The sequence below is a fragment of the Cystobacter fuscus genome (assembly GCF_044360685.1).
GTDB classification, from domain to species: Bacteria; Myxococcota; Myxococcia; order Myxococcales; family Myxococcaceae; genus Cystobacter; species Cystobacter fuscus_C.
In genome coordinates, this window is the sequence record NZ_CP043491.1 from 4,781,067 (window position 1) to 4,805,840 (window position 24,774).

Genomic DNA, 24,774 nt, shown 5'->3' on the forward strand with positions numbered 1-24,774 from the left:
AATTCCCGCACTCCTTTCCATCTGGAAAGGGTGCCCGCCCGAGGCCCGAGGTGCCCATCCGGAGGAGGGAGGGTCTACCTTTGCCTACTTGTGCGCCTGTCGAAGAGGAGAGGGGGGTGGCGGTGCGGGTCTATTCGACCGTGCACCGGTCCACGCTCGCCATGAAGCGCGTGTAGGAGCCACTGGAGGCCCTGGGGGTCCGGGCCAACTTCTTCTCGCGCACCTGCCGCGCGATCGCGGGGGAATCCGACTCCTGGTAGTGCGGGAAGCCCTTGCGCTTCTCTGGCTTGAGATCCTTGGGGACGAGACTCCTCCTCAACTCCTCCTTCGCGTCACGAATGCGTCCCACCTGCTTGCCCAGATGGTCATCGGGGAGGCGCCAACTCCGGGGCCGCACCGCCTGAACGGCCTCGGGCCACATGAACCACCAGGCCTCCAGTTCCCAGGCGGGAACGACCGCATGGGCGGGGCACCCCGCCTTCGAGAGCGCGGCCTCGATCTTCTGGCAGGTCGCCTCATGCGCGGGCTCGAGGCCATCCTGGTCCTCGTGGGCGAAGACGCACACCACATGGGAGGTGGCCCGCTCGATGTCCACCGCCTCCGCGATCTTCCGCGCGCGCTCTGGCACATCTTCGGGCCGTGCATTCTTGATGAGGACCAGGGGCTGCCGCCGATGCTGCACCTTGCCGGCGAGGTCGGGGCGGAGCGCCTCGATGAGTTCCCGAATGGACCGGGTGTCGTTCTCGTCTTCACCGAACACCAGGACGAGCGGAGGACGAGCGCGCGCTTGCTTCTTCCGGCTCATCGAGGCACCCCTCCGAGTGAACCCGTGAACCAGAGTTCGCCCAACCCCATCCTGCCCTGGGCTCGCTCTTCCATGGCGCGAACATCCTCGGGATCGGCGGCGGGGATGAGGGACTCGCCTGTCTTTGGATTGCGCTCGCAGACAATGAGTTCATCGGCGTGGAGCCGGTTGACCAGAGTGGGTGAGTGCGTGGCGATGAGAAACTGGGTGCGCTGGGAAGCCCAGCGCAGACGGTCGACCAGTCTGTCGAGCACATAGGGATGGAAGCCGTGATCGATCTCCTCCACACAGGTGAGTTGAGGAGGATTGGGATCGTAGAGCATGGCCAGCAGCGCGAGCGCGCGGATGGTGCCAAAGGACGCCTCCGCGAGGGTTGTTCGGCCCTTGAGACCCGCTTCTTCCAGCTCGATGGCGATGGCCTCTGTCGCTCCTCCGATGGGGCGCAGGTGGATGCGCTGGAGGCCAGGGACCATGGCGCGGGCGTCTTCCTGGAGTTGCTCGAAGGTCTCCTCGTTTTCGCTCAGATAGCGGAGGAAGGCCGCGAGGTTGCTCGCATCGGATTGGAGAACCTGCTCCATTGATGACGCGGAAGGCTGGCGTGCGGCGCGGGCGTCGACATCGAAGACACGGAACGTGGAGAAGAGTTCCGCCATCTTCCGGACGCCTTCTCCCCCTTCTTCGGGGGCGAGTTTCGGAAGCGTGGAAAGCCCGAGCGAGTCGCTGCGCAGGGAGATCCCTCGCTTCTTCTTCTCCTCCTTGTCACCCCGGAGATCGACGAGCTCGGATTTTCCTCCACTGATCGTGATGCGTCTGCCCCGACCCCTGACGCGCTTGAAGGCAAATTCCTCTTGCCGTTGCAGAAGAAGCTTGGGCGCTCCAATGGTCCACTGTCTTGGATGGGTCTGCCTGATTTTTGGCGGGATCGTGCTTCCCTTGATGCTGAGTTTGTACTCGTCGGGGGCGCCTTCATGCGCATACGAGGTGACCATCGCCTTGACGTGAATGCGGATGGGCCCCGAGGTCTCGCCCCGGAAGTAGATCCGTTGGTAGCCCAGATGCCGTTCCAGGGCGGGTCCCAGATCTTCCCGTGCTGAATTCCCCAGGAACTCGATGACGTCCAGCAGGTTCGATTTGCCGCTGCCATTGGGTCCCACCAGGACGTTGAGCGGCCCGAGCCGCACGGAGACGTCACGAAGGCTCTTGTAGTTCTTCACCGACAGTTCGAGCAGCGGCGTTGGCATGGGGCCGGGAATATTGAGGCAAGGGGAGGGGGGAGCGCCAATCATTGGACGCTCCCGAACCAGTTCAGGGCGTGCTCCCGCCCTCGCGCTCCGGCAGGCCGCTCTCGCCCTTCCAGCCCGTCCACAGGAGCAGGGCGGTGAGCGCGGTGAAGACGCCCAGGCCCCATGCATTCGAGTCCTGGAGCAGGCGCGCGAGGGCCGTGTCCCCTAGCCGGGCGGGGATGTCGATCGCCTGGGTCCAGGCCCCATCGCTGGCGATCTCCAGGAAGGCGATGAGCACGCCCGCGATCGCTCCACCGGCGATGTAGCCCGAGGACAGCAGGATGCCGGGGGAGAACTCGCTCTCGGCGGCGGTGCCTCCGCGCACCCGATCCACCACGGCGCGCACCAGCCCCCCCACGAAGATGGGCGTGGTGCTCGACAGGGGCAGGTACACGCCCACCGCGAAGGGCAGCGAGGACACCCCGCACAGCTCCAGCATCAGCGCGATGAAGACGCCCACCAGCACCAGATCCCACGGCAGCTTGCGCGTGAGGATGCCGTCGATGATGAGCGCGAAGAGCTGCGCCTTGGGCGCCGGGTAGCGCGTGAGCGGCTGCCCCTCGTAACTGGTGATGCGTCCGCCAATGCCTGGATCCACCACGTAGTGGATGCTGCCCGCTTCATCCACCAGGTACGTGCCCGCGGGCAGTGGCGTCTCCGCGCCGCGCACGTAGCCCACCCGCCAGGTGCGCTCGGGGCCCGCCGTCACCGCACCCAGCTCGGCCACCTTCACGCTCTGTCCCGACGGCAGGCGCACGTCCGTGGCCGCCACGCGCTCCACCGGCCACGCGCTCCACCCGCGCAGCTCCAGCGCCCCTCCAGGCCCCTCCGCCACCTCCAGGCCCTGCTTCCACAGCGGCCCCTTGAGTTGCGCCACCGTCACGCCCCTCGCCGCCAGCGCCGCCTCCGAGACGGCCCACGCATAGGTGGACTGCGTCCGCTGCTCGTCGCTCAGCACGCTCACGTGCTGGCCCGGGTGCGACTCGGGCACCGTGGCCGTGGCGCCACGGTTGAGCACCACCAGCACGCCTCCGATGAAGAGCGAGCTCGTCAGCACGCCCACGAAGAGCGCCACCTGCTGATGCCGCGGCGTGCCGCCCACGAGCCAGGCCGTCTTCAAGTCCTGCGCCGTGGTGCCGCCGTTGGAGGCCGCGATGCCCGCGAGCGCCGCCGTGGTGAGCGCCATGAACCGATCCTCGGCGCTCGTCCACCCGAGCATCAGGTACACCAGGCACGTGAGCAGCAGCGTGGCCACCACCATGCCGGAGATGGGGTTGGACGACGAGCCGATCTCCCCCGTCACCCGGGCGCTCACCGTCACGAAGAAGAAGCCGCACACGACGATGAGCAGCGCGGACAGGAGATTGAGGTGCAGCGGCGGCGCCAGCCACATGGTCAGCACGAGCAGCACGCTGCCCACCACCACCACGCCCGGGGACAAGTCCCTCTCGGTGCGCAGCAGCACCACCGGTGCCTCCCGGCGGCGCGAGGCCCTCAAGCTGGCCATCCCCCGGCGGAAGGCCCCCGCGAGCGTGGGCAGCGAGCGCACGAGGCTCCACAGCCCTCCGGTGGCCACCGCGCCCGCGCCGATGTAGAGCAGGTACGCGTCGCGCACGGTGTCCGGATCCATGTCCCGGATGAGCACGCCATCGGTGCGCAGGAACGGCTCGTCCAGGCCCGCGCCGAAGACGGTGATGAGGGGGATGAGCACCAGGTAGCTGAGCACTCCGCCCGCCACGGTGATGCCCGCCACCCGGGGGCCGATGATGTAGCCCACGCCGAGCAGCTCCGGGCTGATCTCCATGGAGAGCGAGCCGCCCGTGTAGCCCACGCGCCGCACCACGCCCGCCGCCGTCGTCTCCACCCAGCCGAGCGCCGTGCCCACCACCTCCTTGAAGAGGCGCAGCCCCGCGTAGGCGAACTTGTAGAGCCCTCCCACCGCGAAGCCGAGCAGCACCGTGCGCGCGTTCGTCCCGCCCTCCTCGCCGGCCACGAGCACGTCCGCCGCGGCGGTGCCCTCGGGGTAGGTGAGCGTGCCGTGCTCGTGGACGATGAGCCCCTCGCGCAGGGGGATCATCATCAACACCCCCAGCACGCCCCCCAGCGCGGACACCAGGAAGGCGTGCACCAGGTCCACGTCATAGCCGAGCAGCAGCAGGGCCGGCAGCGCCGCGGCCACCCCGAAGGCGAGCGACTCGCCCGCCGAGCCCACCGTCTGCACGATGGTGTTCTCCAGGATGTTCGAGCGGCCAAGGGCCCGGAAGAAGGCGATGGAGAGCACCGCCACCGGAATGGACGCGGACACCGTCAGGCCCACCTTCACCGCCAGGTACACCGACGAGGCGCCGAAGATGATGCCCAGCACCGAGCCCAACACGAGTCCGCGCCCCGTCAGCTCCGGCGGCGACTGGACCGCGGGGACATAGGGCGCGTGGGGGTGGGGACCCGGCGGCTGCTGCACGAGGGGGACCCGGTCCTCGGAGAGCGGAGGGGAACCAGGGGGCACGGGAGGGTTCACCCGGCCGTTGTAGCAGACAAAGGAGCGGACGAAGCACGAGGCGCCCCCACCGCCGCTCGCGGTGAAGGCGCCCCGGATGGCTTGTGCCGTTCGCGCGCCTGGCCTACTGCTGCTGCGCGGCCGCCTCGCCGGAGTCCGGATCCACCTCGGCCATCAGCGCCGCCAGCTCCGCCTTGAGCTTGTCCTTGGCGCGGATCTCCAGCTGGCGCGCGCGCTCGCGCGAGAAGCCGAAGTGCTCGCCCAGCTCCTTGAGCGTCATCGGGCGCTCGTTCATCACGCGCTGCTCGATGATGAAGCGCTCGCGCGGATCCAGGCGCATGAGCGCCGTGCGCACGCGCGTGTTGATGAGGCCCGCCTCCTCGCGGTCCGCGAACTCGTCATCCTGGGAGGTGGACTCGCTCGCCACGAAGTCCACGTGGCTGTTGCCGCCCTCCTCGCCCATGGGCGCGTCCAGCGACAAATCCCGCCCGCCCATGCGCTGCTCCATCTCGCGCACCTCGGTGGCCTTCACGTTGAGCTTGCGGGCGATCTCCTCCACGTTCACCACCGAGCCGTCCAACGTGCCGAACTTCTCCAGCTCCCGGCGCGTGCGCGCGAGCGAGAAGAAGAGCTTGCGCTGGGCCTGCGTGGTCCCGAGCTTCACCAGGCTCCAGCTCTTGAGGATGTAGTTCTGGATGTACGCGCGGATCCACCACACCGCGTACGAGATGAGGCGGATGCCCTTGTCGGGATCGAACTTCTGCACCGCCTTCATCAGGCCGATGTTCCCCTCCTGGATGAGGTCGGACATCTTGATGCCGTAGGAGCGGTACTCGTAGGCGACCTTCACCACGAAGCGCAGGTTGCTCGTCACCAGCTTGTGGCCCGCGGCGAGATCTCCCTGCAGGAAGCCGCGCGCCAGCGCCTGCTCCTCCTCGACCTTGAGCAGGGCGTACTGGTTGATCTCCGAGAGGTACATCGCCAGCGAGCCGGAGTTGGACGACTGTTCCGTGGAGAGCTGCATGGTGTGTCTCCGAAGGGCCCCCCTCGCTGGGAGGCCGGTGAAAAGAGGTAGGTTTTCCTGTCAAACGACAACCGGACGTGTAGGGCGTAGAGCAACGTGCGTGCCACACCTCCACGCGAGAATTCATCAGTCACAACGGATACTTGGCCGAGCCCCCCCGACCCGCCCCGGAAGGCAGTCCGTAAGCGTTACAGGTCCGGGCCCATCCCTCCTGGCAAGCGATGCCGCCACATGTCGCTTCGTGTTTTCCCAGGGGTAATAAAGGCGGCACGCGCGGCCAGCGCCCCCGTCACACCCGCCCCATCGGAGGGCGAGCGGGCGGAGGAGGGCGAGCCGGGCGTGGTGGTGCTTCAGGGGGCGTTGGAGCGCGAGCCCTGACGCCAGGTATCGAGCGCGCGCCGCAGGTCCTCGAGCATCCGGGCGCGCTCACCGGACTCGAGCGGGCGCTGGCCGAAGCGGGCCTCCAGGTAGCGGCGGGTGAGCGGCGCGAGCGTGGGGCCGAGCGGGTGCGCGTCGCGGGTGAAGCGCGCGGACACGTCCTCGAGCGTCTCGCCCTCGCGGGGAGGCAGGCCGGCGCGCGTGAGCTGGCGCTCCACGGCGTCCACCAGGCGCGTGGCCTCTCCCAGGGGCGAGCGCCGGGGACGCCGCGACAGGTAGCGCACGAAGCCGTAGACGCCCAGCGCCACGAGCCCCGCCGTCCACCAGGCACGGGCCGGCGGGCCCGAGGGCCGCTGCTCGCCGGAGGAGGGGTCGCGCGGGGGGCGAGACAGGCCGCGCATGAAGTCGAGCTGATCCCGGAACGAGTAGTCCACCACGGACGTACGCCAGATGCCCTCGATGGCCTCGTAGAACGAGATGAGCGACTCGAGGATTTGAAGGGACTGGTTGGGGCGGAACGCGGGCGGCGTGGAGTCCACGGTGATGAAGCCACGCCCGGGCACCAGCACGTGCGTCCAGGCGTGGGCGTCGCCCGCGCGGACGATGTACTCCTCCCCCACGCGCTCGCCGCCGAAGAAGCCCGTGGCGAGCCGGGACTCGAAGCCCAGGGTGCGCAGCATCAACGTGAGCGCCGTGGCGAAGTGCTCGCAGTGGCCCGCCTTGCGCACGAAGAGGAAGTCGATCAGCGGATCCGCCAGGTCCCCGCTCAGCTCCAGCGTGTACTGGTACTCGCGCTGCATCCAGGCGGACAGCTTCTGGGCCGCCGCGAGGGGATCCTTCTCGTCACCCACCACCTGCCGCGCCAGCTGCTCCACCCGGGGATCCAGGTTCTCCGGCAGCGCCAGCAGCTGATCCGCCTCCGTCTGGTTCATCCGGCCGGGATCCGTGTCCGTGCCGGGCGGCAGGCTGTACACCTCATAGGAATAGCCGAGCCCGTCATCCACGAAGCGCAGCTCGTCTCCGCCCAGCTCCTGCAGCCGGGTGCGCCGATCACCGGTGGGCGTGTGCATCAGGGCATTGCCCAGCTTGGCGGGCGTCTCCAGGGCGATGAGCGTGCGGCTACCGTAGGCGGGCAAGAGCTCGATGCGCTGGTACACCTGCTTGTCCGCGCCCGGACGCAGCGTCACGCGCGTGCGGTGGCGCTGCTTGGCCGCGCCGATCGTCGACCACTCCTGGCCATCGAAGGTGTCGTAGGTGCGGCCCACCCAATAGGCCGACAGGTGCTCGGTCTGCACCGGGTCCGGCGTCAGCCGGGCGCGCAGCACGACGCGGGGATTGCTCTTGAGGGTACCCGAGCCGCCCAGGCGCACCGTGTCGGAGAAGCCACTGGTGGCGGTGCCCAGTCCCGGCGTGGCGCGGCGCACGCCCATGTTCCAGTTGAGGCGTGGAATGAGGATGAAGAAGAGCAGCGCGCCCACCACGGCCAGGGAGGTGCCGCGTGCGAGCGGACGCATCACCGCGCGCACCGGGACCGGCTCGCCCGGGGGCACCGCCGCCTCCACCACGGCCAGCCCCAGCGACAGGCTCGCGAGCACCGCGAAGGCGAGCAGGCACAGCGCGAAGACGAGCTCACCGGAGAGCGCCGCGCCGCCGGCGATCATCAACAGGCCGACGAGCAGCACCTGGCCGTCCGTGGCGGCGCTGCTCTCGGAGAGCAACCGCTGGGCGGCGACGATGCCCGCGAAGGAGCAGGCGGCCACCACCAGGTCCATCTGCCCCGCGGAGACCGCGAAGTAGAGTACGCCCGCCACGGGCAAGAGCAGCAGCGCCGTGAGCCGGGGCGCGCGCGCCAGGGGGCGCCGGCCCGTCAACGCCACGATCAGCGCCAGCGCGAAGAGGACCATGGTCCACACGGGCACCTGGCTGGAGATGGCCATGGAGGCGAAGGCCGCCGCCGTGCTCAGATCCCTCAACACGAGCCGCAATCGCAGGGGTCGCCTCATGCCGCCTCCTCGCGCTGCTCCTCGAAGCCCACCCACGCCAGGGCACGCAAGAGCAGGCGCTCCTGGCCACTGCCCGCGCCCGGCCGCAGCCGCTGGCCGGGCAGCTCCAGCCCCACCTCGTGGCCGGCCTCGAGCAGCCGGTGGGCCTGCTCGGCCACCTCCTCGCACCGCCGCTCCAGCGCCTCCTCGGCCAGTCCGGCGCGCACCTCGAGCACATAGGTGCGCCGCTCCTCGCGCTCGCGCTCCACCTTGAGCAGCTTGCCCACCGAGGCACTCTTGAGCCAGTGCACGCGCCGGGCATCCTCGCCCTCGCCCAGTTCGCGCAGGCCCGCCACGTCCCCCGTGCCATCCAACCGGTGGGGGTGGTGCGCCTCGCCCACGTGGCCCGTCGCCGCGTCCTCGGGGGAGGCACAGGCGAAGCCCCGCCGGGGGAAGACGAGCAGCGTGCCCGGCAGGGGGAAGACGCGCGTCTTGGCGAACAGGCCCAGTGGCCAGGTGGTGGTGACGCGCACGCCCACGAGCTTCACCGGCCCGCGCCGGGGCGCGGTGAGATCCGCGCGCACCACGTGCTCCACGCCCGCGGGCAGGTGGCCCACGCCACCCTCGCCGGTGAGGGGCACGTCCACCTCGGACAGGGTGAGGGCGAAGGCATGCCCCTTCTGGCGGGTGAGAGCCCAGCGGAAGGCGAAGGGCTCGCCCGCGAAGGCGCCCTCGCTGCCCACGCGCCGCACGGACAGGTCGCGCAGGCAGCGCTCGGACAGCACGCCGGAGAGGATGATGACGCTCAGCAGCAGGCCGAGCACCAGGTAGAGCAGGTTGTTGCCGGTGTTGAGCGCGCCCAAGCCCACGCCCAGCGTCACCACCAGATAGGTGCGGCCCATGCCCGTCACCTTGAGGGTGCGCGGCGGCCGGAGCGTGGCGCGCAACCGCCGCCACGGCGAGGGAGTGCGGGACGGGCTCACCGGGGCGCCGGCACCTTCCGGGCGATCTCCTCGATGAGGTGGAGCGCCTCGTCGCGCGTGTAGGTGCCCTGGTTGGCGCTGCGCAGGAGCAGCCGGTGGGCCAGGCACGGCCCGAGCACCGCGCGCACGTCTCCGGGCGTCACGAAGTCCCGCGCCTCCCAGAGGGCGTGGGCCCGGGCGGCCATGCCCAGCGCCAGCACGGCGCGCGTGGAGGCGCCACGCTCGATGTCGCCGTGCGAGCGCGTGGCGTGCGCCAGGCGCACCACGTAGTCGGCCACGGTGTCGTCCAGGCGCTGGGCGGCCACCTGGGCGCGCAGCCCGTTGAGCGCCTCGGCCGAGCTCACCGGCTCCACCACTGCACCGGCCGTGGCGGCGTCGCGCGCGAGCACCAGCAGACGCGCCTCCACGTCGGGCGCCGGGTGGCCCAACGACAGGCGCATGAGGAAGCGGTCCAGTTGCGAGTCCGGCAGGGGATAGGTGCCGGAGAAGTCCACCGGGTTCTGCGTGGCCACCACCGTGAAGGGGCGGGGCAGCGGGTGGGTGACGCCGTCGAGGGAGACCTGGCCCTGGGCCATGGCCTCCAGCAGCGCGGACTGGGTGCGCGGCGGCGCGCGGTTGAGCTCATCGGCCAGCACGAGCTGGCGGAAGATGGGGCCGGGCCGGAAGGAGAACGAGGCCGTGGCGGCGTGGAAGATCTGCGCGCCGAGGATGTCGGCCGGCATCAGGTCCGCGGTGAACTGCACGCGCGACAGCGACAGGGCGAAGGAGCGGGCGAGGGCCTCCACCAGCGTGGTCTTTCCCACTCCGGGCACGTCCTCGAGCAGCAGATGGCCCCCCGCGGCCACGCAGGTGACGGCGAGGCGGACTTCCTTCTCCTTGCCCCGCACGGCCAGGGACAGATTCGCGGCCACCTGCTCCAGCGCGGATCTCGCGGCCGCCGGAGAGGAAAGGGCAGGGGTTGCTCGAGCTGGGGAGTTCATCGGGGGACCCACTCTACCCCAGTCCGACGACTCCTGAACGCCTGTCTCGACAACCCGAGGCCACGGGCATGTCCGCCTGGACGCAGAGGGGAGGAGACAAGGTGCCTGGCGGGGAGGTGTTGCTCTTCCGGAGGGGTTGCCGGAAGGGAGGGGAGGCGGGCGCGGGAGGGGTTCTCCCCCTCCCATCCCGCGGCTCATTCCCGACGACAGGACTTCAGGCGAGCACTTCTTCCGGGGTGTAGTAGGCGCGCGACGAGGACGCCTCGCCCATGCTCAACCCGAAGTAGCGGAACATGCGCTGGTGATGCCCGGCCAGGCCGCGCAGGCGCACCTTGCGGTCCACCAGTCCGTTCGTCAGCACCCCCACCGCTGAGTCACGGAACTCGCGCAGGTGCGTGAAATCCAACTCCACTTCTCTCGAGCCCAGCGTGTCCAGCGACTGGCGCAGGAGCAGGGCGGTCTGGTTGTCCAGCGTTCCGGTCAGACGCAGCGTCAGACGGCCTGCGCGTTCTTCCTGGTGAATTTCCAGTCCCACCATGAGTGTGTCTCTCCATCGATGCCGCGTGCGTTTCCCTGGGAAACCGGCGCGTGTCGGGTACGTCCGGCCCGGAGTGGAACCGCCCACCCCGGCGCACAAGAGTCACTGCGGAGAGTGCATCTGAAATCCTGGAAAGGGCAGTCAGCCGGAGGGAATTCCGAGTCAGTGTCGTGCACCGAGCGCACGCACTGTTCTCTACCCATCACCCCGGCCCGTTCACGGGCTTCTTCTGGGCCTCGCGCCGGGTCAGCTCGCGCGAGCGCTGCGCCTTCAGGTTGCGGAACTCGCGCATCACCTTGGCGGGGTAGCCCGCGAGGAAGCGCTCGCGCGCGCCGCTCTGGGCGAGGATCTTCCGCGCCTGGGTGGGGCCCGCGTTGTAGGCAACCAGGGCGCGCTCCGGCGTGCCGAAGCGCTCGATGAGGTTGGCCAGGTAGGCCGTTCCCAACTCGATGTTCAATTCCGAATCAAACAGGTTGGAGTGGCGCTGCAGTTTGAAGCCCGCCTTGTCCGCCAGATAGCTGCCCGTGTCTGGCATTACCTGCATGAGTCCCATGGCGCCCACGCCCGACACCGCGTAGTTGTTGAAGGAACTCTCGCAGTGGATGACCGCCACCACTAGGAGCGGATCCAACCCGTTGGCGCGCGCCTCGCGGACGATCGCCATCGCCAGGCGCCGCTGCTGGCGCGGGGGGAGCTGCGAGGCCTGCACCGCCGTGGTGATGCCCAGCGCCTCCGCCTCGGCGTAGAGCGCCGCCTCTTCCTCCATCTGCTCGAACTGAACCGCGCGCTCGGCCAGCCGCGCTCTCAGCTCCACCATCTCCGGGCTCTTCTCTCCCGGGAAGTAAGGCTGGAACGCCTCCGCGACCGGACCCACCATCGACCCCACCACCATCAGCGCCGCCGCCCAACCCTTCATATCGTCAACCCTCTTCCCCACACGTGCCAACCCAGGCCACGTGTCCCATGTGGCAGATGCCCGGCGTTCAAAGCAGTCACCGTGCCATCCGCCAACCTCGCGGAATCACTCGAAATGGGGCCGAGGTAGGAGCTTCCCCTCCAGAAAAAAGGTCTACCGGAGCGGTCCGTTGACCTCCGGAAGGGCTGTTGAAAGGAGGGGTTGCCCCCATCGCTCCGGCACCCCAGCTTTGCGCGCAGTCGTGTGAACCTGGGAGAGGAGTGGGCGGCGTGTACTGGACGATGAGTGCCATCCTGTTCGTGCTGTGGATCGTCGGATCCATCAGTGGTTCCACCGAGGGAGCCTGGGTGCATCTGTTGCTCCTCTTCTCCATGGTGGCGCTGCTGCTGGCGGTGGCGCAGCGGGGCCGTGGCTCCATGGCCTGAGGAGGCCGTATGAAGGAGGTGCCCGACATCTGCCTGGTGGAGCTGTCCCGGGACGGGGGCGGCTTCGTGCGCAGGGAGTGTCCGCGCTGCCAGCGTGACTTCAAGACGCGGCCGTGCGCGCACGACGGGAACATCCTCCAGAGGCGGCTCGCGTCGCTCTTTCCGTTCGAGAACGCGCACGAGAGCTTCGACGAGGTGCCCGACGCGTGGTGTCTCTATTGTGGCCACCGGGCCGCGGGGGACGAGTGGCTCACCGCCGCGCAGCAGGCCCACGTGGAGAGCGTGGCGCGCGCCTGGGCCAACCACGTGCGCTACGAGCAGCTCGCGCACGTGTCGCGCACGCTTGCGGACAACCCGCGGCCCACCTTCGTGAGTGTCAGGCCGCCCGCCCTGCCGGGTCCCATGGCCCCGGACGTGGATGATTTGCGGGCACTGCCGCTCGTGTGCTGTGGCGAGGAGGTCAAGGCGCACTGGGACTGGGACGGGCCCCTCTTCTGCCCGCGCTGTGGCACCCGCCACGGGGGGCTGAGCGGCCGGCAGCAGGTCCACCTGGAGTTCATCGAGGAGTAGACGGCCCCGGCCCGCGCGGGCAGGCTGCCGGACCCATGTGGTGGACGGCCCGGTGGGCGGCGGCCCTCGTCCTGTGCCTGCTCGCGGGTGGAGCGGGCGCGCACGACGCGGACATCCTCTATGCGCAGCTCTGGCGTCCCGAGGCCAGGGGGGCCGAGGTGCGCGAGCGCATCACCCTCACGGCGGACACGCTCGCGCGCCTGCTGCCCGCGGACGCGGACGGGGACGGCGTGCTGAGCCAGGCGGATCTCGACGCGCGCGAGCGGGCCCTGGCGGTGGGCTTCTGGGACGCCATTCCCCTGAGCGCCGGCGGCCAGCCCTGCGCCCGCACCGCCCAGCGCGCCTGGGTGCGCGAGTCCTTCGTGGAACTCGGAGCCACCTTCTCGTGCGCGCCGGGTGAGCTGCGCCAGCGCTTCACGCTGCTCGCCGTGCTGCCGTCAGGCTACCGGGTGGTGCTCGGCAGCCTCGTCCAGGGCGAGCGGGGACAGCGCTTCGCCGACGCCGCCCAGCCCACGCTCGTGGTGTCCACGGAGGACTCCGCCGAGGAGGCGTCCACGGGGCTCGCTGGCTGGGTGGGGCTCGGCGTCACGCACATCCTCGGCGGGCCGGATCATCTGGCGTTCCTGCTGGCGGTGCTGCTCGTGGGGGGGAGCACGCGGCGGGTGCTGCTGCTGGTGACGGCCTTCACCGTGGCGCATTCCCTCACGCTCGGGGCCACCGCGCTGGGCTGGTTCCCCCTGGACGAGGTGCGCACGCGCTGGGTGGAGGCCTCCATCGCCGCCTCCATTCTCTGGGTGGCGGGGGAGAACCTCGTGCGGCGCGCGCCCCGCCACCGCGTGGCCGTCACCTTCCTCTTCGGTCTGGTGCACGGCCTGGGCTTCGCCAGCGTGTTGACGGGCTATGGCCTGGGGGACTCGGTGGTGGGCGGGCTGTTCGGTTTCAACCTCGGCGTGGAGCTGGGCCAGGCGGCCGTCGTCGCCGTGCTGCTGCCGCTGCTGCGCATGCTCCAACGCCGGCCCGCGTGGCACCGGCGCGCCGTCCGCTTCCTGTCAGTCCTGCTCGGGCTGACGGCGCTCTACTGGTTGCTGGAGCGGGGTTTGGCTCCGATCGGTTGAATCCTGGGGAACCCGTTCATAGCTTCGAAACCGGGTAGGGGCTGGTACATGGGGAGGGATTATGGGCGCGAGGCACACCCGTCTGGCTGCAGCACTGGCCGCGGCATGGGAATCCGAAGTGGTATCCGCACGGCGCATGACGATGCTCGCCGAGCGGCTGGGTGACAGCAGGGGACGGGCCCGTCTGATGGTGCTTGCCGCCTTCTGCCGGGCGCATGCCTCGCGGCTGCTGGCCCGCCTGGCCGCGCTCGGCCGGGGTCCGCTGCCCGTGCCCCCCGAGGACATCACGCTCGACGACGACACGGTGCGCGAGCTGCGCCGCGAGGGCGCCTTCGCCCGCGCCTCCGCCGCCCGCTACGAGGCCACCGCCGAGCTGGCCCGCCAGCACGCCGACCTCTCCAGCGCCTGGGTCTGCGAGCTCAACCGCACCGAGGAGCAGGATCGCTCCCGGGAGCTGCTCGCGCTCGCCGAGGGCGCCGCCCAGGCCGCCGTGAGCGAGTCCCAGCTGGCGGCCGCCGCTCCCGCCGAGTAACCGAGCTTGCTGACAGCCCGCTCGCCTTGGGCGTAAAACGGCGGGCATGGCCAAGGCCGACAGCTATGACGATTTGATCTTCCAGTTGGGGGACCTCGCGAGGGACCGGCTCGCGGGCAAACCCAACTGTCCGCGCACCATGGATCGGGTCTATCGCGCCGAGCAGGCCCTGGTGGCCCGGCGCGATGAACTGGCCGCGCTCGAGGCGCAGCTCAACGACGAGGACGCCGCCTGGCAGGACTACCTCGCCGAGTACGAGCGCATGCGCGCCGTCCAGGGGGAGATCGTCCAGAAGTGGAAGAAGGCGGTGGACGCCGTGGAGGGGGAGACGAAGACCCTCCGCAAGACGCTGTCCAGCCGCCGCGCCGATCTGCGCTACGCCCAGGACGCGCTCAAGAAGATGGAGAAGAAGCACGCCGACCTGGAGCTCACCACCCGGGACGAGTCCAAGCTCTCCCTCTCGCGCGACAACATCAAGAAGAACCGCCTGCAGGCCATGCGCCTGACGCGCGAGGTGGAGACCCTGGAGCGGGACGTGGAGCTGGCCCTCACGCCCAAGCCCGGGCAGCCCGGCGCTCCCGGCATCATCGCCCACAAGCGCATCCTCGCCCTCGAGGACGAGATGCTCGCCCGCAAGGAGAGCGTCGATGCGTCCCTGGCCGATCTGGATCAGCAGATCGCCCAGAAGGAGGGCGAGGTGCAGGCCGCGGAAGATTATCTGGATCAGGCGCTGTTCCTGCTCGGCGAGGACGTGTACGCCCAGCGCATCGCCGACGCGCAGCTCTCCGCCTTCTACCCCCGGTTGGATCGCGCAAAGTGAGGGCCGGGCCCTCCCACCGTGCTTGACCAGGGGGGGCAAGCTGCTACATTGCGCCGCTTCCTGGCGTCCGGGGAATGGGAATTCGGACGCAAACTGCTGAAATCATTGATGTTTTCGCGCGCTGACGCGCGAGCTGTGAGGACGACGTGAAGGGTCTGATTGGCAAGAAGATTGGGATGACCCAGGTGTGGAACGAGGAGGGAAACCTCGTTCCCGTGACGGTGATCGACGTCAACACCTGTACGGTCGTGGGCAAGCGCACCCCCGAGAAGGATCAGTACTCGGCGGTGACGCTGGGCTTTGGCGAGCTGCGCGAGACGAGCCTGAACAAGCCGCAGCTGGGCTTCTTCAAGAAGGCCAACGTGCCGCTGCGCCGCCACCTGAAGGAGTTCCGGGTGAGCGCGGAGGAGGCCGCGGGCTTCAACGTGGGCGACGCCGTGAAGGCGGACCTGTTCACCAAGGGCCAGCTCGTGGACGTCACGGGCATCACCAAGGGCCGTGGCTTCCAGGGCGTCATGAAGCGCTGGAAGTTCAAGGGCTCGCAGACGGCCACGCGCGGCACCCACGAGTACCGCCGGCACCCGGGCGCCATCGGTCAGCGTAAGACGCCTGGCCGCGTGTACCCCAACAAGAAGCTGCCCGGTCACTACGGCGTGGAGCAGGTCACCACCCAGAACCTGACCGTGGTGGACGTGGACGTGGAGAAGGGCCTGCTGCTCGTCAAGGGCGCCGTCCCCGGCCACAACGACGGCCTCATCGTCGTGCGCCCGAGCATCAAGGTCGCGCTGCGCGAGAAGCACAAGGCCGCCCGCGCCGGCAAGTAGTCCCGCCGTACCGCCCTGTGTGTGCTCCCTCCTCGTATGCCGGGGAGGGCCGGGTCACTCGTCCTACCGAGCCTCCAGGCACCGCCACAGGGCCTTCCTCGACGCCCCGCTCCGGTCTTCCCACCGGGCGGGGCGTTCGTGTTTCCGGGCTCCGGAACGGGCCGCCAAACGTTGGCCAGCGAGCGGTGCGCGTGCTGGGTGTGTGAAAGCTCCTCCCCGCGAGGTTGACTCTCTTGCCCTCACGCGGAGCCATGCCCACATGGTTGCGCCATCCGGACTTATGACTTCACGCCTTCCTCTTCGTTTCGTCTCGCTGGCCCTGGTGCTCACGGCACTGAGCGCCTCGGCGCAGCAGCAGGTGTTGGATCCCGCCGCCGTGCGCCACCGCCTCTACTCGCCCCAGCAACACCTGGAGCTGTCGCTCGCGGTGGGCCTGCCGGCGCGTGAGTACCTCACGGCGCACTACAACCTGAACGCCGCGCTCGCCTACAACTTCGTCGAGTCGTTCGCCCTCGAGGCGCGCGTCGGCTACGCGCTCAGCCGGCAGACGGGGCTGGCCCGCTCCATCTCCGAGAGCTTCCTCGCCCGCGACGACAAGCAGCTCACCGACGAGCTGGCGGACATGTGGCAGATGGGCGCGCACGGCGTGGTGGGCGCGCGTTGGGCCCCCATCTACGGCAAGCTGTCCCTGCTGGCCGACGCGACGGCGCACTTCCAGGCCTACCTGTGGGCCGGAGGCGGGCTCGCCTCGCTGCGGCGCCAGTCCATCATCCAGTGCGGCCAGGTGATCGACCGCGAGCAGGGCGTGTGTGACAACCGCACGGACGTGGCCGATCGCTCCACCGCCACCGAGTCCTACTGGCGCGTGGAGTCGCGCGTGGCGCCGGTGGTCTCCGGCGCGGTGGGCCTGCGCTTCTTCCTGGGCCCCCGGCACGCGCTGCGCCTGGAGCTGCGCGACTGGATCTTCGCGGACCGCTACCGCGTGAACGTGGTGCGCGAGGACTGGGAGGCGGGGCGCGAGAGTGGCGAGCCCGCGCGCAACCCCGGCTTCACGCACCTGGTGCAGTTCGACCTCGGTTACACCTTCCTCTTCTGAGGCTGCGCATCCCATGCGACCCACCTCGTTCCTCTCCTTCCTCCTGGCCACGGTCTGCGCGCCGGCCCTGGCCCAGGCTCCCGTCGAGCAGGCGCCTCTGCCCGTGAGGGCCGCGGATGCCCCGCTGGCCTCCACCGCCAGCCCGGACGCGCCGCTGCCGGTGGCCGATCCCCAGGCGCAGCGCCTGGTCAATGGCGCGCCCCTGCACAACCCGAACGTGGCCGTGCACGTGGTGCAGAAGAAGCGCTTCGCGGACGCGGGCCGCCACGAGTTCACCCTCTACCCGGCCATCCCCCAGGTGAATGGCCGCTTCACCGAGCACGCCGGCAGCGCGCTCGGCTACACCTACCACCTGCAGGAGAACTTCGCCCTGCAGCTCACCGGCCAGTACAACTGGTACGCCAACGAGAGCGCCTTCAACCTGGAGCTCATCGACAAGGTGCGCGAGCAGGCCCAGGCGGCCACGGCGCTCCTGCTCCAGTGGGGCGCGCAGGCGGGCGTGGAAGTCACGCCGCTCTACGGCAAGTTCGCCTTCTACGACAACCACCTGTTGCAGTTCAGCGTGGTGATCAACGGCGCGGCGGGCGTGGGCTCCACGCGCGTGCTCGTGCGGCCCCAGGTCACCAACCAGGTGGATGGGGTGGGGACCGTCGTCCCGGCGCGCCTGGGCGACACGGGCACCAAGTTCGTCGGCTCGGTGGGCGGCGGCCTGCGCGTGCAGTTCGGTGACTCCATGGCCCTGCGCCTGGAACTGCGGGACCTGGTCTACACCGCGCGCGTGGATCGCGTGGATGGGTGCAACCAGCAGGACTTCGCGCGGCTCGACGAGGCGCGCGGCACCGGCGAGCCCTTCAGCGCGCTGCCCCTGAGCGGTGGCTGCCAGTACTCGCGCTTCGACGGCGTGGATCCGAAGACGGGCAAGAACCTGCGCGAGGACATCGTCCTGGGCAAGGACCTCGTCGGCAACCCCTCGTCGGACGTGCTCAACAACCTCGGCTTCTACGCCGGCTTCTCCTACCTCTTCTGAGGCCCGAGCCATGAAACGCCTGTTTCTCTCTTCCTGGCTGCTCCTCGCTCCTCTGGCCGCCTCCGCGCAGGACGCGGCGCTGCGCTTCCAGGAGCAGGCCACGCGCTCCACCAACGCCGACGAGCGCGGCCGCGCCGAGCTGTCGCTCGCCCAGACCTTCGCCAGCGAGGACCTGCCCGTCAGCGCGCTCGTCGCCTACGCGCGCATCGTCGCCGCCGGGCCCAAGCACCCCGCCTATCTCCAGGCCCTCGAGGGGCTCGTGGACATGCAGGAGCGGCTCAACGAGCAGAACCTCGTGCCCAACCTGCTCGACAAGGCCTACACCCCGGAGGCGCGCGACACCTGGACGAAGCTGCCCCGCGAGGTGCTCGCCCGGGTGAACTACCAGCTCGGCACCATCCACCACCGCCGCGGCCGGCTCGAGGAGGCCCGTGCCCTCCTGGAGGCCGTGCCCGCGGACAGCCGCGTGTACGCCCGCTCGCGCTACCTGCTGGGCGTGGTGCTCGCGGATCCCAAGTTCCCCGGCCGCCCCGGTGAGGCGCAGACGCTGGACGCCGCCGCCGTCGCCGCCTTCCAGGCCGCGCGCGACGCCAAGGCCAACCAGCTCGGCCGCGACGAGGTGAAGCAGCTGGCCCTGCTGGGGCTCGGCCGCCTGCACTACGGCCGGCACGAGTACCCCCAGGCCATCGCCGCCTACGAGGCCGTGCCGCGCTACGGCCGCTTCTGGGATCAGGCCCTGTTCGAGAACGGCTTCGCCCGCTTCCAGGACGAGGACTTCGGCGGCGCGCTCGGCAGCCTCCAGGCGCTGCACGCCCCCCAGTTCGAGGGGGCCTTCCAGCCCGAGTCGTGGATCCTCAAGGCCACCGTCTACTACTACAGCTGTTTGTTCGACGAGGTGAAGACCACGCTCGCCGCCTACGAGGCCCTCTACGAGCCCATGGCGAAGCAGCTCGAGCCCTTCACCCGGGACGAGGATCCGCTCAGCGCCTACAACCTGGTGTCGGCGGAGAACCGGCGGCTGCCCGGGCCCGTCTACCTGTGGATTAACGGCAACGAGCGCATCCAGGACGTGATGCGGATGGTGGCCCAGGTGGACGCCGAGCGCCGGCGGATCAGCGAGCGGGCGGCCTGGCGGGGCACGGGGCTTGTCCAGGAGGCGGTGTCCGGCCTGGAGGAGGTGCGCGCCACGCTCACGCAGATCGGCGGCCGCTTCGCCCACAGCCGCCTGCTCGAGGCCGCCCAGAACCTGCGCACCTTCGCGGATCAGGCGGAGATCATCCGCGTGCAGACGGCCCTGGACGAGAAGGACTTGCTGCTCGCCGGTGTGGATCAGAAGGCAGTGCTCAAGACCCAATCCATCTACCGGCCGAAGATGCCGGGCGCCGCGTGGAACTACTGGAAGTTCGAGGGCGAGTTCTGGCGCGACGAGATCGGCTACTACCAGTACACGCTCAAGCGTGGCTGCCCGGCCAAGCCCCAGTAGCGCGCGCACAACGTCTGGAATCACACACGAGGGGCGGGCCCACGCGGATGATCGCGGGGCGCCGCCCCTCGGTGTTTTTTCACGGTGTTGGGAAGCGTGCGGATCTCCGTGGGTAGAGCACTTCTCATTCCAACTCCCCGTTTCTACTTTGGCCCGTACCTTTCGGTGGGTGGTGACGGAGGCGATGGGGGCGGACAAGGGCAACTCCGGAGATCGGAGCCCCCGGGGCCGCCAAGGTGCCCTCTATTTCCTGGCCCCACCACAGGAGCTCGCATGAAGTCGGTCCTTCGTTTCGGTGCGCTGGCGATGGGTGTGGCGCTGACCGCGGGCGGAACAGGGGAGGCCGCCCAGTCTTCCTCCAAGTCCTCCCAGACGGTGGAATCGCGCAAGGGCACTGCCTCCAAGTCCAAGGCGAACCCGCGCAAGCAGGCCTCCCGCAAGGCAGGGGCCGTCAAGCCCTCCTCCAACAAGAAGGACGCGGCGGGCCGCGCCTCCGCGGAGACCCGGCCCCAGACGGCCATCGCGGCCGAGGAGGACGTGCCCACGCGGGTGGGCCCCGCGCGCATGAGCCCGGCGGCCATGGCCAGCGCTCCGCGCATCGCGGACGAGAAGAAGGACGCCCTGGCCGATGCCAAGCGCGACGAGGCCCTGGAGGGCTTCAAGCGCCTCATCCCCAAGTTGCAGGAGGGCTCCCACCGCAAGGCGGACATGCTCTACCGCATGGGCGAGCTGTACTGGGAGAAGTCCAAGTACCTCTACCAGCTGGAGATGAACCGCTTCCTCGCCGCGGAGAAGGCCTATGACGCGGCCATCGCCCGGGGCGAGCAGATCGAACAGCCCAAGCAGGAGCACGCCGAGAGCGAGCGCTACCGCGCCGAGACGATGCGCATCTACAAGGCGCTCTTGCGCGACTACCCGGAGTGGCCGCAGCGCGACGAGGCGCTCTTCTACCTGGGCTACAACCAGCAGGAGCTCAACCAGCGCGACGAGGCGGTGAAGAACTACCTGGAGCTGGTGGAGAAGTACCCCCAGTCCCAGTTCGTGCCGGACACGTACATCCAGCTCGGCAACCACTTCTTCGACAACAACAAGCTCAAGGAGGCGCGCAGCTACTACGAGAAGGCGCTCGCCTCCAAGGTGCCGAAGATCTACGCCTACGCCGTCTACAAACTCGCCTGGTGTGACTACAACGCCGGCGGCTACGACGAGGGCCTCGCCCGCATGCACGAGGTCGTCGACTTCGCGAGCGCTCGCGGCGAGGAGCTGGGCGATCTGCGCACCGAGGCGCTCAACGATCTCATCGTCTTCTACGTGAAGCTCGACAAGGCGAAGGAGGGCATCGCCTTCTTCAAGCAGAAGGCCCCGGAGAAGCGCCAGGAGCGGCTCATCTCCAAGATGGCCGCGCAGCTCATGGACGTGGGTCTGTACGACAGCGCCATCGAGACCTACCGCGTCCTCATCCAGGACCGGCCCATGGGCGCCGGTGCTCCCGAGTACCAGCAGGCGATCGTCCGCGCCTACGAGGGGCTGCGCCAGCGCGACAAGGTGCGCGCGGAGATGAAGCACATGGTGGCTTCCTACCGGCCCGGCGGCGACTGGTGGAAGGCCAACGAGGGCAACACGCCCGTGCTGCGCAACGCCTTCAGCGTCACCGAGGAGGCCATGCGCGTGATGGTGACGGACTACCACCAGGAGGCGCAGAAGACGCGCCAGGTGGAGACGTACCGGCTCGCCCGCGACATCTACAAGGAATACGTGGACACCTTCGCCTCCAGCGAGGATCCCGAGTTCCTCTCCGACTCCGCGTTCAACATGCGCTTCTTCTACGCGGAGATCCTCTGGGCGCTCGAGGAGTGGGAGGCCGCCGCCACCCAGTACGACCTCGTGGCCAACTTCCAGGTGCCCGACCGGGACTCCGCGCGCGAGGTCTCCAACGAGAGCTACCGCAAGAGCGCCTCGTTCGCCGCCGTCATGGCCTACGACAAGCTCGTGAAGATCGAGCGCGGCCAGCTCGCCCAGAGCGACCTCAAGGACGGCCAGAAGGTCGACGAGAACAAGTCCAAGGGCCAGGTGGAGAAGAAGGGCCGCATCACCAAGAAGGACACGAACCAGGCCGAGGAGCCCCTCACGCGCTTCGAGGAGAAGCTCGTCGCCGCGTGCGACACGTACAACCGCCTCTTCCCGGACAACCCGGACGAGATTGATCTGCGCTACCAGGCGGCCCTCACCGTCTACGATCGCCACCACTACGTGGACGCGGCGCGCCGCTTCGGCGACATCATCCAGAAGTTCCCCGCCGAGCGCCGCAGCCGTGACGCGGCCGACCTCACCATGTTCATCCTCGAGTCGCGCGGGGAATGGGCGGAGCTGAGCAAGCAGGCGCGGCTGTTCCTCGCCAACGACAAGCTCATCAAGCCCAATCCCGAGTTCGCCGCGCGCGTGGCCCGCGTCGCCGAGGGCGCGCAGTACAAGTGGATCCACGAGGTCGTCTACCAGAAGGAGAAGAACCCGGAGAAGGCGGCCAGCCTCTTCCTGGACTACGTGAAGGAGTTCCCGCGCTCGGGCAACGCGGACCGGGCGCTCACCTCCGCCATGGTCTTCTTCCAGGAGGCCGGGCAGATCGACCGGGGCGTGAGCGCCGGCGAGCGCGTGCTCGCCGACTACCCGCGCAGCATCTTCGAGCCCAAGGTGCGCTACACGCTCGCGCACCTCTACGAGAAGACGGCCGACTTCGCCAAGGCCGCCGCCATGTACTCCTCGTTCGTGGCCGCCTATGACGCCGCCAGCGGTGACATCTCCGACGCCAAGGCGAAGCAGGCCGCCGCCCGCGCCGAGGCCCGCGCCGCCGCGCGCAAGAACAAGGGCAAGAAGACGCCCACCGCCGCCGCCGCGCCGCCCCCGGCCGATGCCCCCTCCGACGAGACGGCGGGCTCGCGGGAAGAGGAGCGCCGCGCGCTCATCGCCGAGGCCAGCAAGTGGGTGTCCGACGCGCTCTTCAACGCGGGCCTGTGGTGGGAGAGCCTCGGCGAGTCCGACAAGGCGCTCACCGCCTACCGCACCTACCTCTCGCGCTTCAAGGATCTGCCGGACGTGCCGCGCATCGCCTACAACGTGGGCCTGGTGCACGAGAAGGACGGCAAGTGGGGCGACGCCGTGCGCGCCTTCACCTCCTTCGTCGAGACGTATGGCCGCGACTCGCGCACCTCCGCCTCGCAGGTCTACCTCGCGCGCTACAAGCAGTTCACCGGCTACCGCAAGCTCAAGGACGCCTCCAACGCCGAGCGCCTGCAGAAGGATCTCGTCTACCTCTGGAACCGCCTGAGCCCCGAGGACAAGCAGAAGCCGGAGATCATCGACGCCTACGGCCACGCACGCTTCATCGCCGTGGAGGACGACTGGAACCAGTACGTGGCCATCCGCTTCAAGCGCGTGTCCACCGTGCGCGCGGACCTGGTCGCCAAGCAGCGCGCCATCCAGAAGCTGGAGAAGTCCTACATCGACGTGCTCTCCAGCGGCTCGGGCGAGTGGGGCATCGCGGCGCTCACCCGCATCGGCATGGCCTACGCGGACTTCGCGCGCAACATCCAGGAGTCGCCCAACCCGCCGGGGCTCGACGAGGAGCAGCTCGCCATGTACCGCGGCGAGCTGGAGAACCTCGCGCTGCCCCTGGAGGACAAGGCGAGCGAGGCCCTCGACAAGGCGCTGGGCAAGGCCTACGAGTTGTCCCTGTACAACGAGTGGACGCTCGCGGCCCAGGAGCAGGTCAACCGCTACCATCCGGGCACCTATGCCCAGGTGCGCCAGGTGCCCTTCCGCGGCAGCGAGTTCTTCGCCACCGCCGACGTGGCCAAGGAATCCGGCGTCGCCGACGAGCCCAAGGAGGGAGAAACCCCCCGGGCCGAGGAGACGCCCAAGCCGTCCACTGCTTCGCGAGAGGTCCAGCCGTGAAGGTGACCACCATGCATCCACTCCACTCCATGGGCAGGACGCTCCTGTCGCTCGGCCGCGGTCTGGCCGCCACCACGCTGGCCTTCACCGCCGCGTGCGCCACCACCTCGTCGGTGAAGTCCACGCCGGTGGCCACCGCCGAGGCCCCGGTGCCCGTTCAGATCGAGGCGCCGCCCGCGCCGGCTCCGGCCCCCGCGGACACGCCGGCCGCCAAGGCCCGTGAGCGCTTCGCCGAGGCCGTGGCCGCCTTCGACGCGGGGGACTACGCCCGCGCCGAGGAGGGCTTCCAGGAGGTGCTCCACCGCGCCCCGCAGAGCCTCAACGCCCAGTACAACCTGGGCGTCATCGCCGAGCGCCAGGGCCGGCTCGCCGACGCCCAGGCCGCCTACGAGAAGGTGCGCTTCCTCGACGCGGGCCACGTGCCCACGCTGCTCAACCTGGGCCGCCTCTACCGCATGCAGGGCAAGTACGCCGAGGCCATCTCCCTCTATGAGGCCGGGTTGAAGACGCCGGGGCGCGACACGGAGCCCTCGCTGCTCAACAACCTCTCGGTCGCCTACCGGCTCGCGGGCAAGCTGCCCCAGGCCGAGGCCACCTCGCGCCGTGTCCTCTCCCGTCACCCCAACGACGCCGAGGCCTACAAGAACCTCGCGCTCGTCTACTACGAGCAGGGCCGCTACCGGCTCGCCGAGACGGTGCTCGTCAACGCGCGCAAGCTCGCCGAGAAGGACCCCGGCATCTCCAACAACCTCGGCATGGTCTACCTCAAGCTCGAGGACCGGCCCCGCGCGCTCGCCCAGTTCCAGAAGGCGGTGTCGCTCGACGAGCGCTTCGCCCCGGGCTACGTGAACCTGGGCGCCCTGGCGCTCGCCTGGCGCGACTACGCGGGCGCCGAGCGCTCCTTCTCCAAGGCCGTGGAGCTGGAGCCCCAGTCGCACGAGGCCTGGCTGTCCTACGCCTACGCGCTGGACGGACAGAAGGGCCGGGACGCGAAGAAGGGCCTCCAGGCGGGCGAGGCCTTCGAGAAGGTGCTCGCGCTGCGCGCCGACTCGCCCGAGGCCGTGTGCGGCGCGGGCTGGGCCTACGCGGTGGAGCGCTCTGGCTGGGACAAGGCCGAGGGCTTCCTCCAGCGCTGCCAGGCGGCGGCGACCACGAGCGCGCAGGACAAGCAGCTGATCGCCGCGAAGCTCCAGGGCATCGCCGCCATGCGCAAGAGCGGCGCGCCCGCGGCTCCGGCCGAGGACGGGGCCTCGTCGCCCACCGCCGTGGGCGGCAGCGGCGCGCTGCAGGGTGGCTCGTCTGGAGAGCAGGCCGAGCAGGCCGCCCCGGAGGGCACCCCCGCGCAGGAGGCCGCTCCCGCCGGGCAGGCCGAGGGCTCCGAGCCTCCAGCCGAGGCGCCGAAGGCCGAATAAGCTGCACCCCGCCCGGAGGAAATTTTTTCCTCCTGGTGGGCTTCGTGAGGAAGGCGCTGGGAACCGCGCTTGGAGTTTCGCGGACTTCCAGTGCCTCACGGTTGGTGCAGGTCATGCAAGAGCACGGGGGAGGAGC

General features: G+C 69.6%; 20 protein-coding genes. 11 read left to right on the plus strand and 9 right to left on the minus strand.

What is annotated here, in order from left to right; all coding sequences use genetic code 11:
- Window positions 1-130 precede the first annotated feature (130 nt).
- The 9 genes from F0U63_RS19670 to F0U63_RS19710 form a co-directional block, all read right to left on the minus strand.
- Complete coding sequence (locus F0U63_RS19670; RefSeq protein WP_395847469.1) at window positions 131-805, minus strand: hypothetical protein; 675 nt, start codon at window positions 803-805, stop codon at window positions 131-133.
- Window positions 802-2,046, minus strand: a complete 1,245-nt coding sequence (locus tag F0U63_RS19675; RefSeq protein WP_395847470.1) for an AAA family ATPase — start codon at window positions 2,044-2,046, stop codon at window positions 802-804. Before F0U63_RS19675 ends, F0U63_RS19670 begins: the two co-directional genes overlap by 4 nt.
- Window positions 2,047-2,110: 64 nt before the next feature.
- Window positions 2,111-4,594: an OPT family oligopeptide transporter gene (locus F0U63_RS19680; protein WP_395847471.1), complete on the minus strand. Its 2,484-nt coding sequence runs from the start codon at window positions 4,592-4,594 to the stop codon at window positions 2,111-2,113.
- 115 nt (window positions 4,595-4,709) lie between these two features.
- Complete coding sequence (locus tag F0U63_RS19685; RefSeq protein ID WP_395847472.1) at window positions 4,710-5,609, minus strand: RNA polymerase factor sigma-32; 900 nt, start codon at window positions 5,607-5,609, stop codon at window positions 4,710-4,712.
- Between the two features lie 350 nt (window positions 5,610-5,959).
- Window positions 5,960-7,990, minus strand: a complete 2,031-nt coding sequence (locus F0U63_RS19690) for a DUF3488 and DUF4129 domain-containing transglutaminase family protein (RefSeq protein ID WP_395847473.1) — start codon at window positions 7,988-7,990, stop codon at window positions 5,960-5,962.
- Window positions 7,987-8,916 carry a DUF58 domain-containing protein gene (locus F0U63_RS19695; RefSeq protein WP_395848386.1) on the minus strand — a complete coding sequence of 310 codons (930 nt, stop codon included), beginning with the start codon at window positions 8,914-8,916 and terminating at the stop codon, window positions 7,987-7,989. Before F0U63_RS19695 ends, F0U63_RS19690 begins: the two co-directional genes overlap by 4 nt.
- 32 nt (window positions 8,917-8,948) lie before the next feature.
- Window positions 8,949-9,932 (minus strand): AAA family ATPase, encoded by a 984-nt coding sequence (locus tag F0U63_RS19700; RefSeq protein ID WP_395847474.1) that lies wholly within the window; start codon window positions 9,930-9,932, stop codon window positions 8,949-8,951.
- A gap of 214 nt (window positions 9,933-10,146) precedes the next feature.
- Complete coding sequence (locus F0U63_RS19705) at window positions 10,147-10,470, minus strand: STAS domain-containing protein (protein WP_002627496.1); 324 nt, start codon at window positions 10,468-10,470, stop codon at window positions 10,147-10,149.
- 202 nt (window positions 10,471-10,672) lie between these two features.
- Entirely contained in the window at window positions 10,673-11,386 is a 714-nt protein-coding gene (locus tag F0U63_RS19710; protein WP_395847475.1) for a lytic transglycosylase domain-containing protein, read from the minus strand.
- A 269-nt stretch (window positions 11,387-11,655) separates the two neighbouring features.
- Here F0U63_RS19710 and F0U63_RS19715 point away from each other — a divergent pair, with 269 nt between their 5' ends.
- The 11 genes from F0U63_RS19715 to F0U63_RS19765 all read left to right on the plus strand — a co-directional run bounded on the left by F0U63_RS19715 (window position 11,656) and on the right by F0U63_RS19765 (window position 24,638).
- Complete coding sequence (locus F0U63_RS19715) at window positions 11,656-11,811, plus strand: lmo0937 family membrane protein (RefSeq protein ID WP_002627494.1); 156 nt, start codon at window positions 11,656-11,658, stop codon at window positions 11,809-11,811.
- A 9-nt stretch (window positions 11,812-11,820) separates the two neighbouring features.
- Complete coding sequence (locus F0U63_RS19720; RefSeq protein ID WP_395847476.1) at window positions 11,821-12,381, plus strand: hypothetical protein; 561 nt, start codon at window positions 11,821-11,823, stop codon at window positions 12,379-12,381.
- Between the two features lie 35 nt (window positions 12,382-12,416).
- Window positions 12,417-13,496, plus strand: a complete 1,080-nt coding sequence (locus tag F0U63_RS19725; RefSeq protein WP_395847477.1) for a HupE/UreJ family protein — start codon at window positions 12,417-12,419, stop codon at window positions 13,494-13,496.
- Window positions 13,497-13,632: 136 nt separating this feature from the next.
- The gene (locus F0U63_RS19730; protein WP_395847478.1) at window positions 13,633-14,028 is read left to right on the plus strand and encodes a hypothetical protein; all 396 of its coding nucleotides are present in this window, start codon (window positions 13,633-13,635) and stop codon (window positions 14,026-14,028) included.
- A 46-nt stretch (window positions 14,029-14,074) separates the two neighbouring features.
- A complete protein-coding gene (locus tag F0U63_RS19735; RefSeq protein ID WP_395847479.1) occupies window positions 14,075-14,848 on the plus strand; it encodes a hypothetical protein in 774 nt (257 codons plus the stop codon).
- A 176-nt stretch (window positions 14,849-15,024) separates the two neighbouring features.
- A complete protein-coding gene (gene rplC / locus F0U63_RS19740; protein ID WP_395848387.1) occupies window positions 15,025-15,672 on the plus strand; it encodes a 50S ribosomal protein L3 in 648 nt (215 codons plus the stop codon).
- A 280-nt stretch (window positions 15,673-15,952) separates the two neighbouring features.
- On the plus strand, window positions 15,953-16,768 hold the full coding sequence (locus tag F0U63_RS19745; RefSeq protein WP_395847480.1) for an outer membrane beta-barrel domain-containing protein: 816 nt from the start codon (window positions 15,953-15,955) through the stop codon (window positions 16,766-16,768).
- Between the two features lie 13 nt (window positions 16,769-16,781).
- Complete coding sequence (locus F0U63_RS19750) at window positions 16,782-17,795, plus strand: outer membrane beta-barrel domain-containing protein (RefSeq protein ID WP_395847481.1); 1,014 nt, start codon at window positions 16,782-16,784, stop codon at window positions 17,793-17,795.
- A gap of 10 nt (window positions 17,796-17,805) precedes the next feature.
- Entirely contained in the window at window positions 17,806-19,278 is a 1,473-nt protein-coding gene (locus F0U63_RS19755; RefSeq protein WP_395847482.1) for a tetratricopeptide repeat protein, read from the plus strand.
- Between the two features lie 273 nt (window positions 19,279-19,551).
- On the plus strand, window positions 19,552-23,226 hold the full coding sequence (locus F0U63_RS19760; protein WP_395847483.1) for a tetratricopeptide repeat protein: 3,675 nt from the start codon (window positions 19,552-19,554) through the stop codon (window positions 23,224-23,226).
- Between the two features lie 11 nt (window positions 23,227-23,237).
- Window positions 23,238-24,638 (plus strand): tetratricopeptide repeat protein, encoded by a 1,401-nt coding sequence (locus tag F0U63_RS19765; RefSeq protein ID WP_395847484.1) that lies wholly within the window; start codon window positions 23,238-23,240, stop codon window positions 24,636-24,638.
- Window positions 24,639-24,774 lie beyond the last annotated feature (136 nt).

Excerpts from the sequence above, each read along its gene's own strand:
- F0U63_RS19670 (WP_395847469.1), bottom strand. The coding sequence starts at position 805 with ATGAGCCGGAAGAAGCAAGCGCGCGCTCGTCCTCCGCTCGTCCTGGTG.
- F0U63_RS19675 (WP_395847470.1), bottom strand. The coding sequence starts at position 2,046 with ATGCCAACGCCGCTGCTCGAACTGTCGGTGAAGAACTACAAGAGCCTT.
- F0U63_RS19685 (WP_395847472.1), bottom strand. The coding sequence starts at position 5,609 with ATGCAGCTCTCCACGGAACAGTCGTCCAACTCCGGCTCGCTGGCGATG.
- F0U63_RS19690 (WP_395847473.1), bottom strand. The coding sequence starts at position 7,990 with ATGAGGCGACCCCTGCGATTGCGGCTCGTGTTGAGGGATCTGAGCACG.
- F0U63_RS19700 (WP_395847474.1), bottom strand. The coding sequence starts at position 9,932 with ATGAACTCCCCAGCTCGAGCAACCCCTGCCCTTTCCTCTCCGGCGGCC.
- F0U63_RS19705 (WP_002627496.1), bottom strand. The coding sequence starts at position 10,470 with ATGGTGGGACTGGAAATTCACCAGGAAGAACGCGCAGGCCGTCTGACG.
- F0U63_RS19710 (WP_395847475.1), bottom strand. The coding sequence starts at position 11,386 with ATGAAGGGTTGGGCGGCGGCGCTGATGGTGGTGGGGTCGATGGTGGGT.
- F0U63_RS19720 (WP_395847476.1), top strand. The coding sequence starts at position 11,821 with ATGAAGGAGGTGCCCGACATCTGCCTGGTGGAGCTGTCCCGGGACGGG.
- F0U63_RS19725 (WP_395847477.1), top strand. The coding sequence starts at position 12,417 with ATGTGGTGGACGGCCCGGTGGGCGGCGGCCCTCGTCCTGTGCCTGCTC.
- F0U63_RS19730 (WP_395847478.1), top strand. The coding sequence starts at position 13,633 with ATGACGATGCTCGCCGAGCGGCTGGGTGACAGCAGGGGACGGGCCCGT.
- F0U63_RS19735 (WP_395847479.1), top strand. The coding sequence starts at position 14,075 with ATGGCCAAGGCCGACAGCTATGACGATTTGATCTTCCAGTTGGGGGAC.
- rplC (WP_395848387.1), top strand. The coding sequence starts at position 15,025 with ATGACCCAGGTGTGGAACGAGGAGGGAAACCTCGTTCCCGTGACGGTG.
- F0U63_RS19745 (WP_395847480.1), top strand. The coding sequence starts at position 15,953 with ATGACTTCACGCCTTCCTCTTCGTTTCGTCTCGCTGGCCCTGGTGCTC.
- F0U63_RS19750 (WP_395847481.1), top strand. The coding sequence starts at position 16,782 with ATGCGACCCACCTCGTTCCTCTCCTTCCTCCTGGCCACGGTCTGCGCG.
- F0U63_RS19755 (WP_395847482.1), top strand. The coding sequence starts at position 17,806 with ATGAAACGCCTGTTTCTCTCTTCCTGGCTGCTCCTCGCTCCTCTGGCC.
- F0U63_RS19760 (WP_395847483.1), top strand. The coding sequence starts at position 19,552 with ATGAAGTCGGTCCTTCGTTTCGGTGCGCTGGCGATGGGTGTGGCGCTG.
- F0U63_RS19765 (WP_395847484.1), top strand. The coding sequence starts at position 23,238 with ATGCATCCACTCCACTCCATGGGCAGGACGCTCCTGTCGCTCGGCCGC.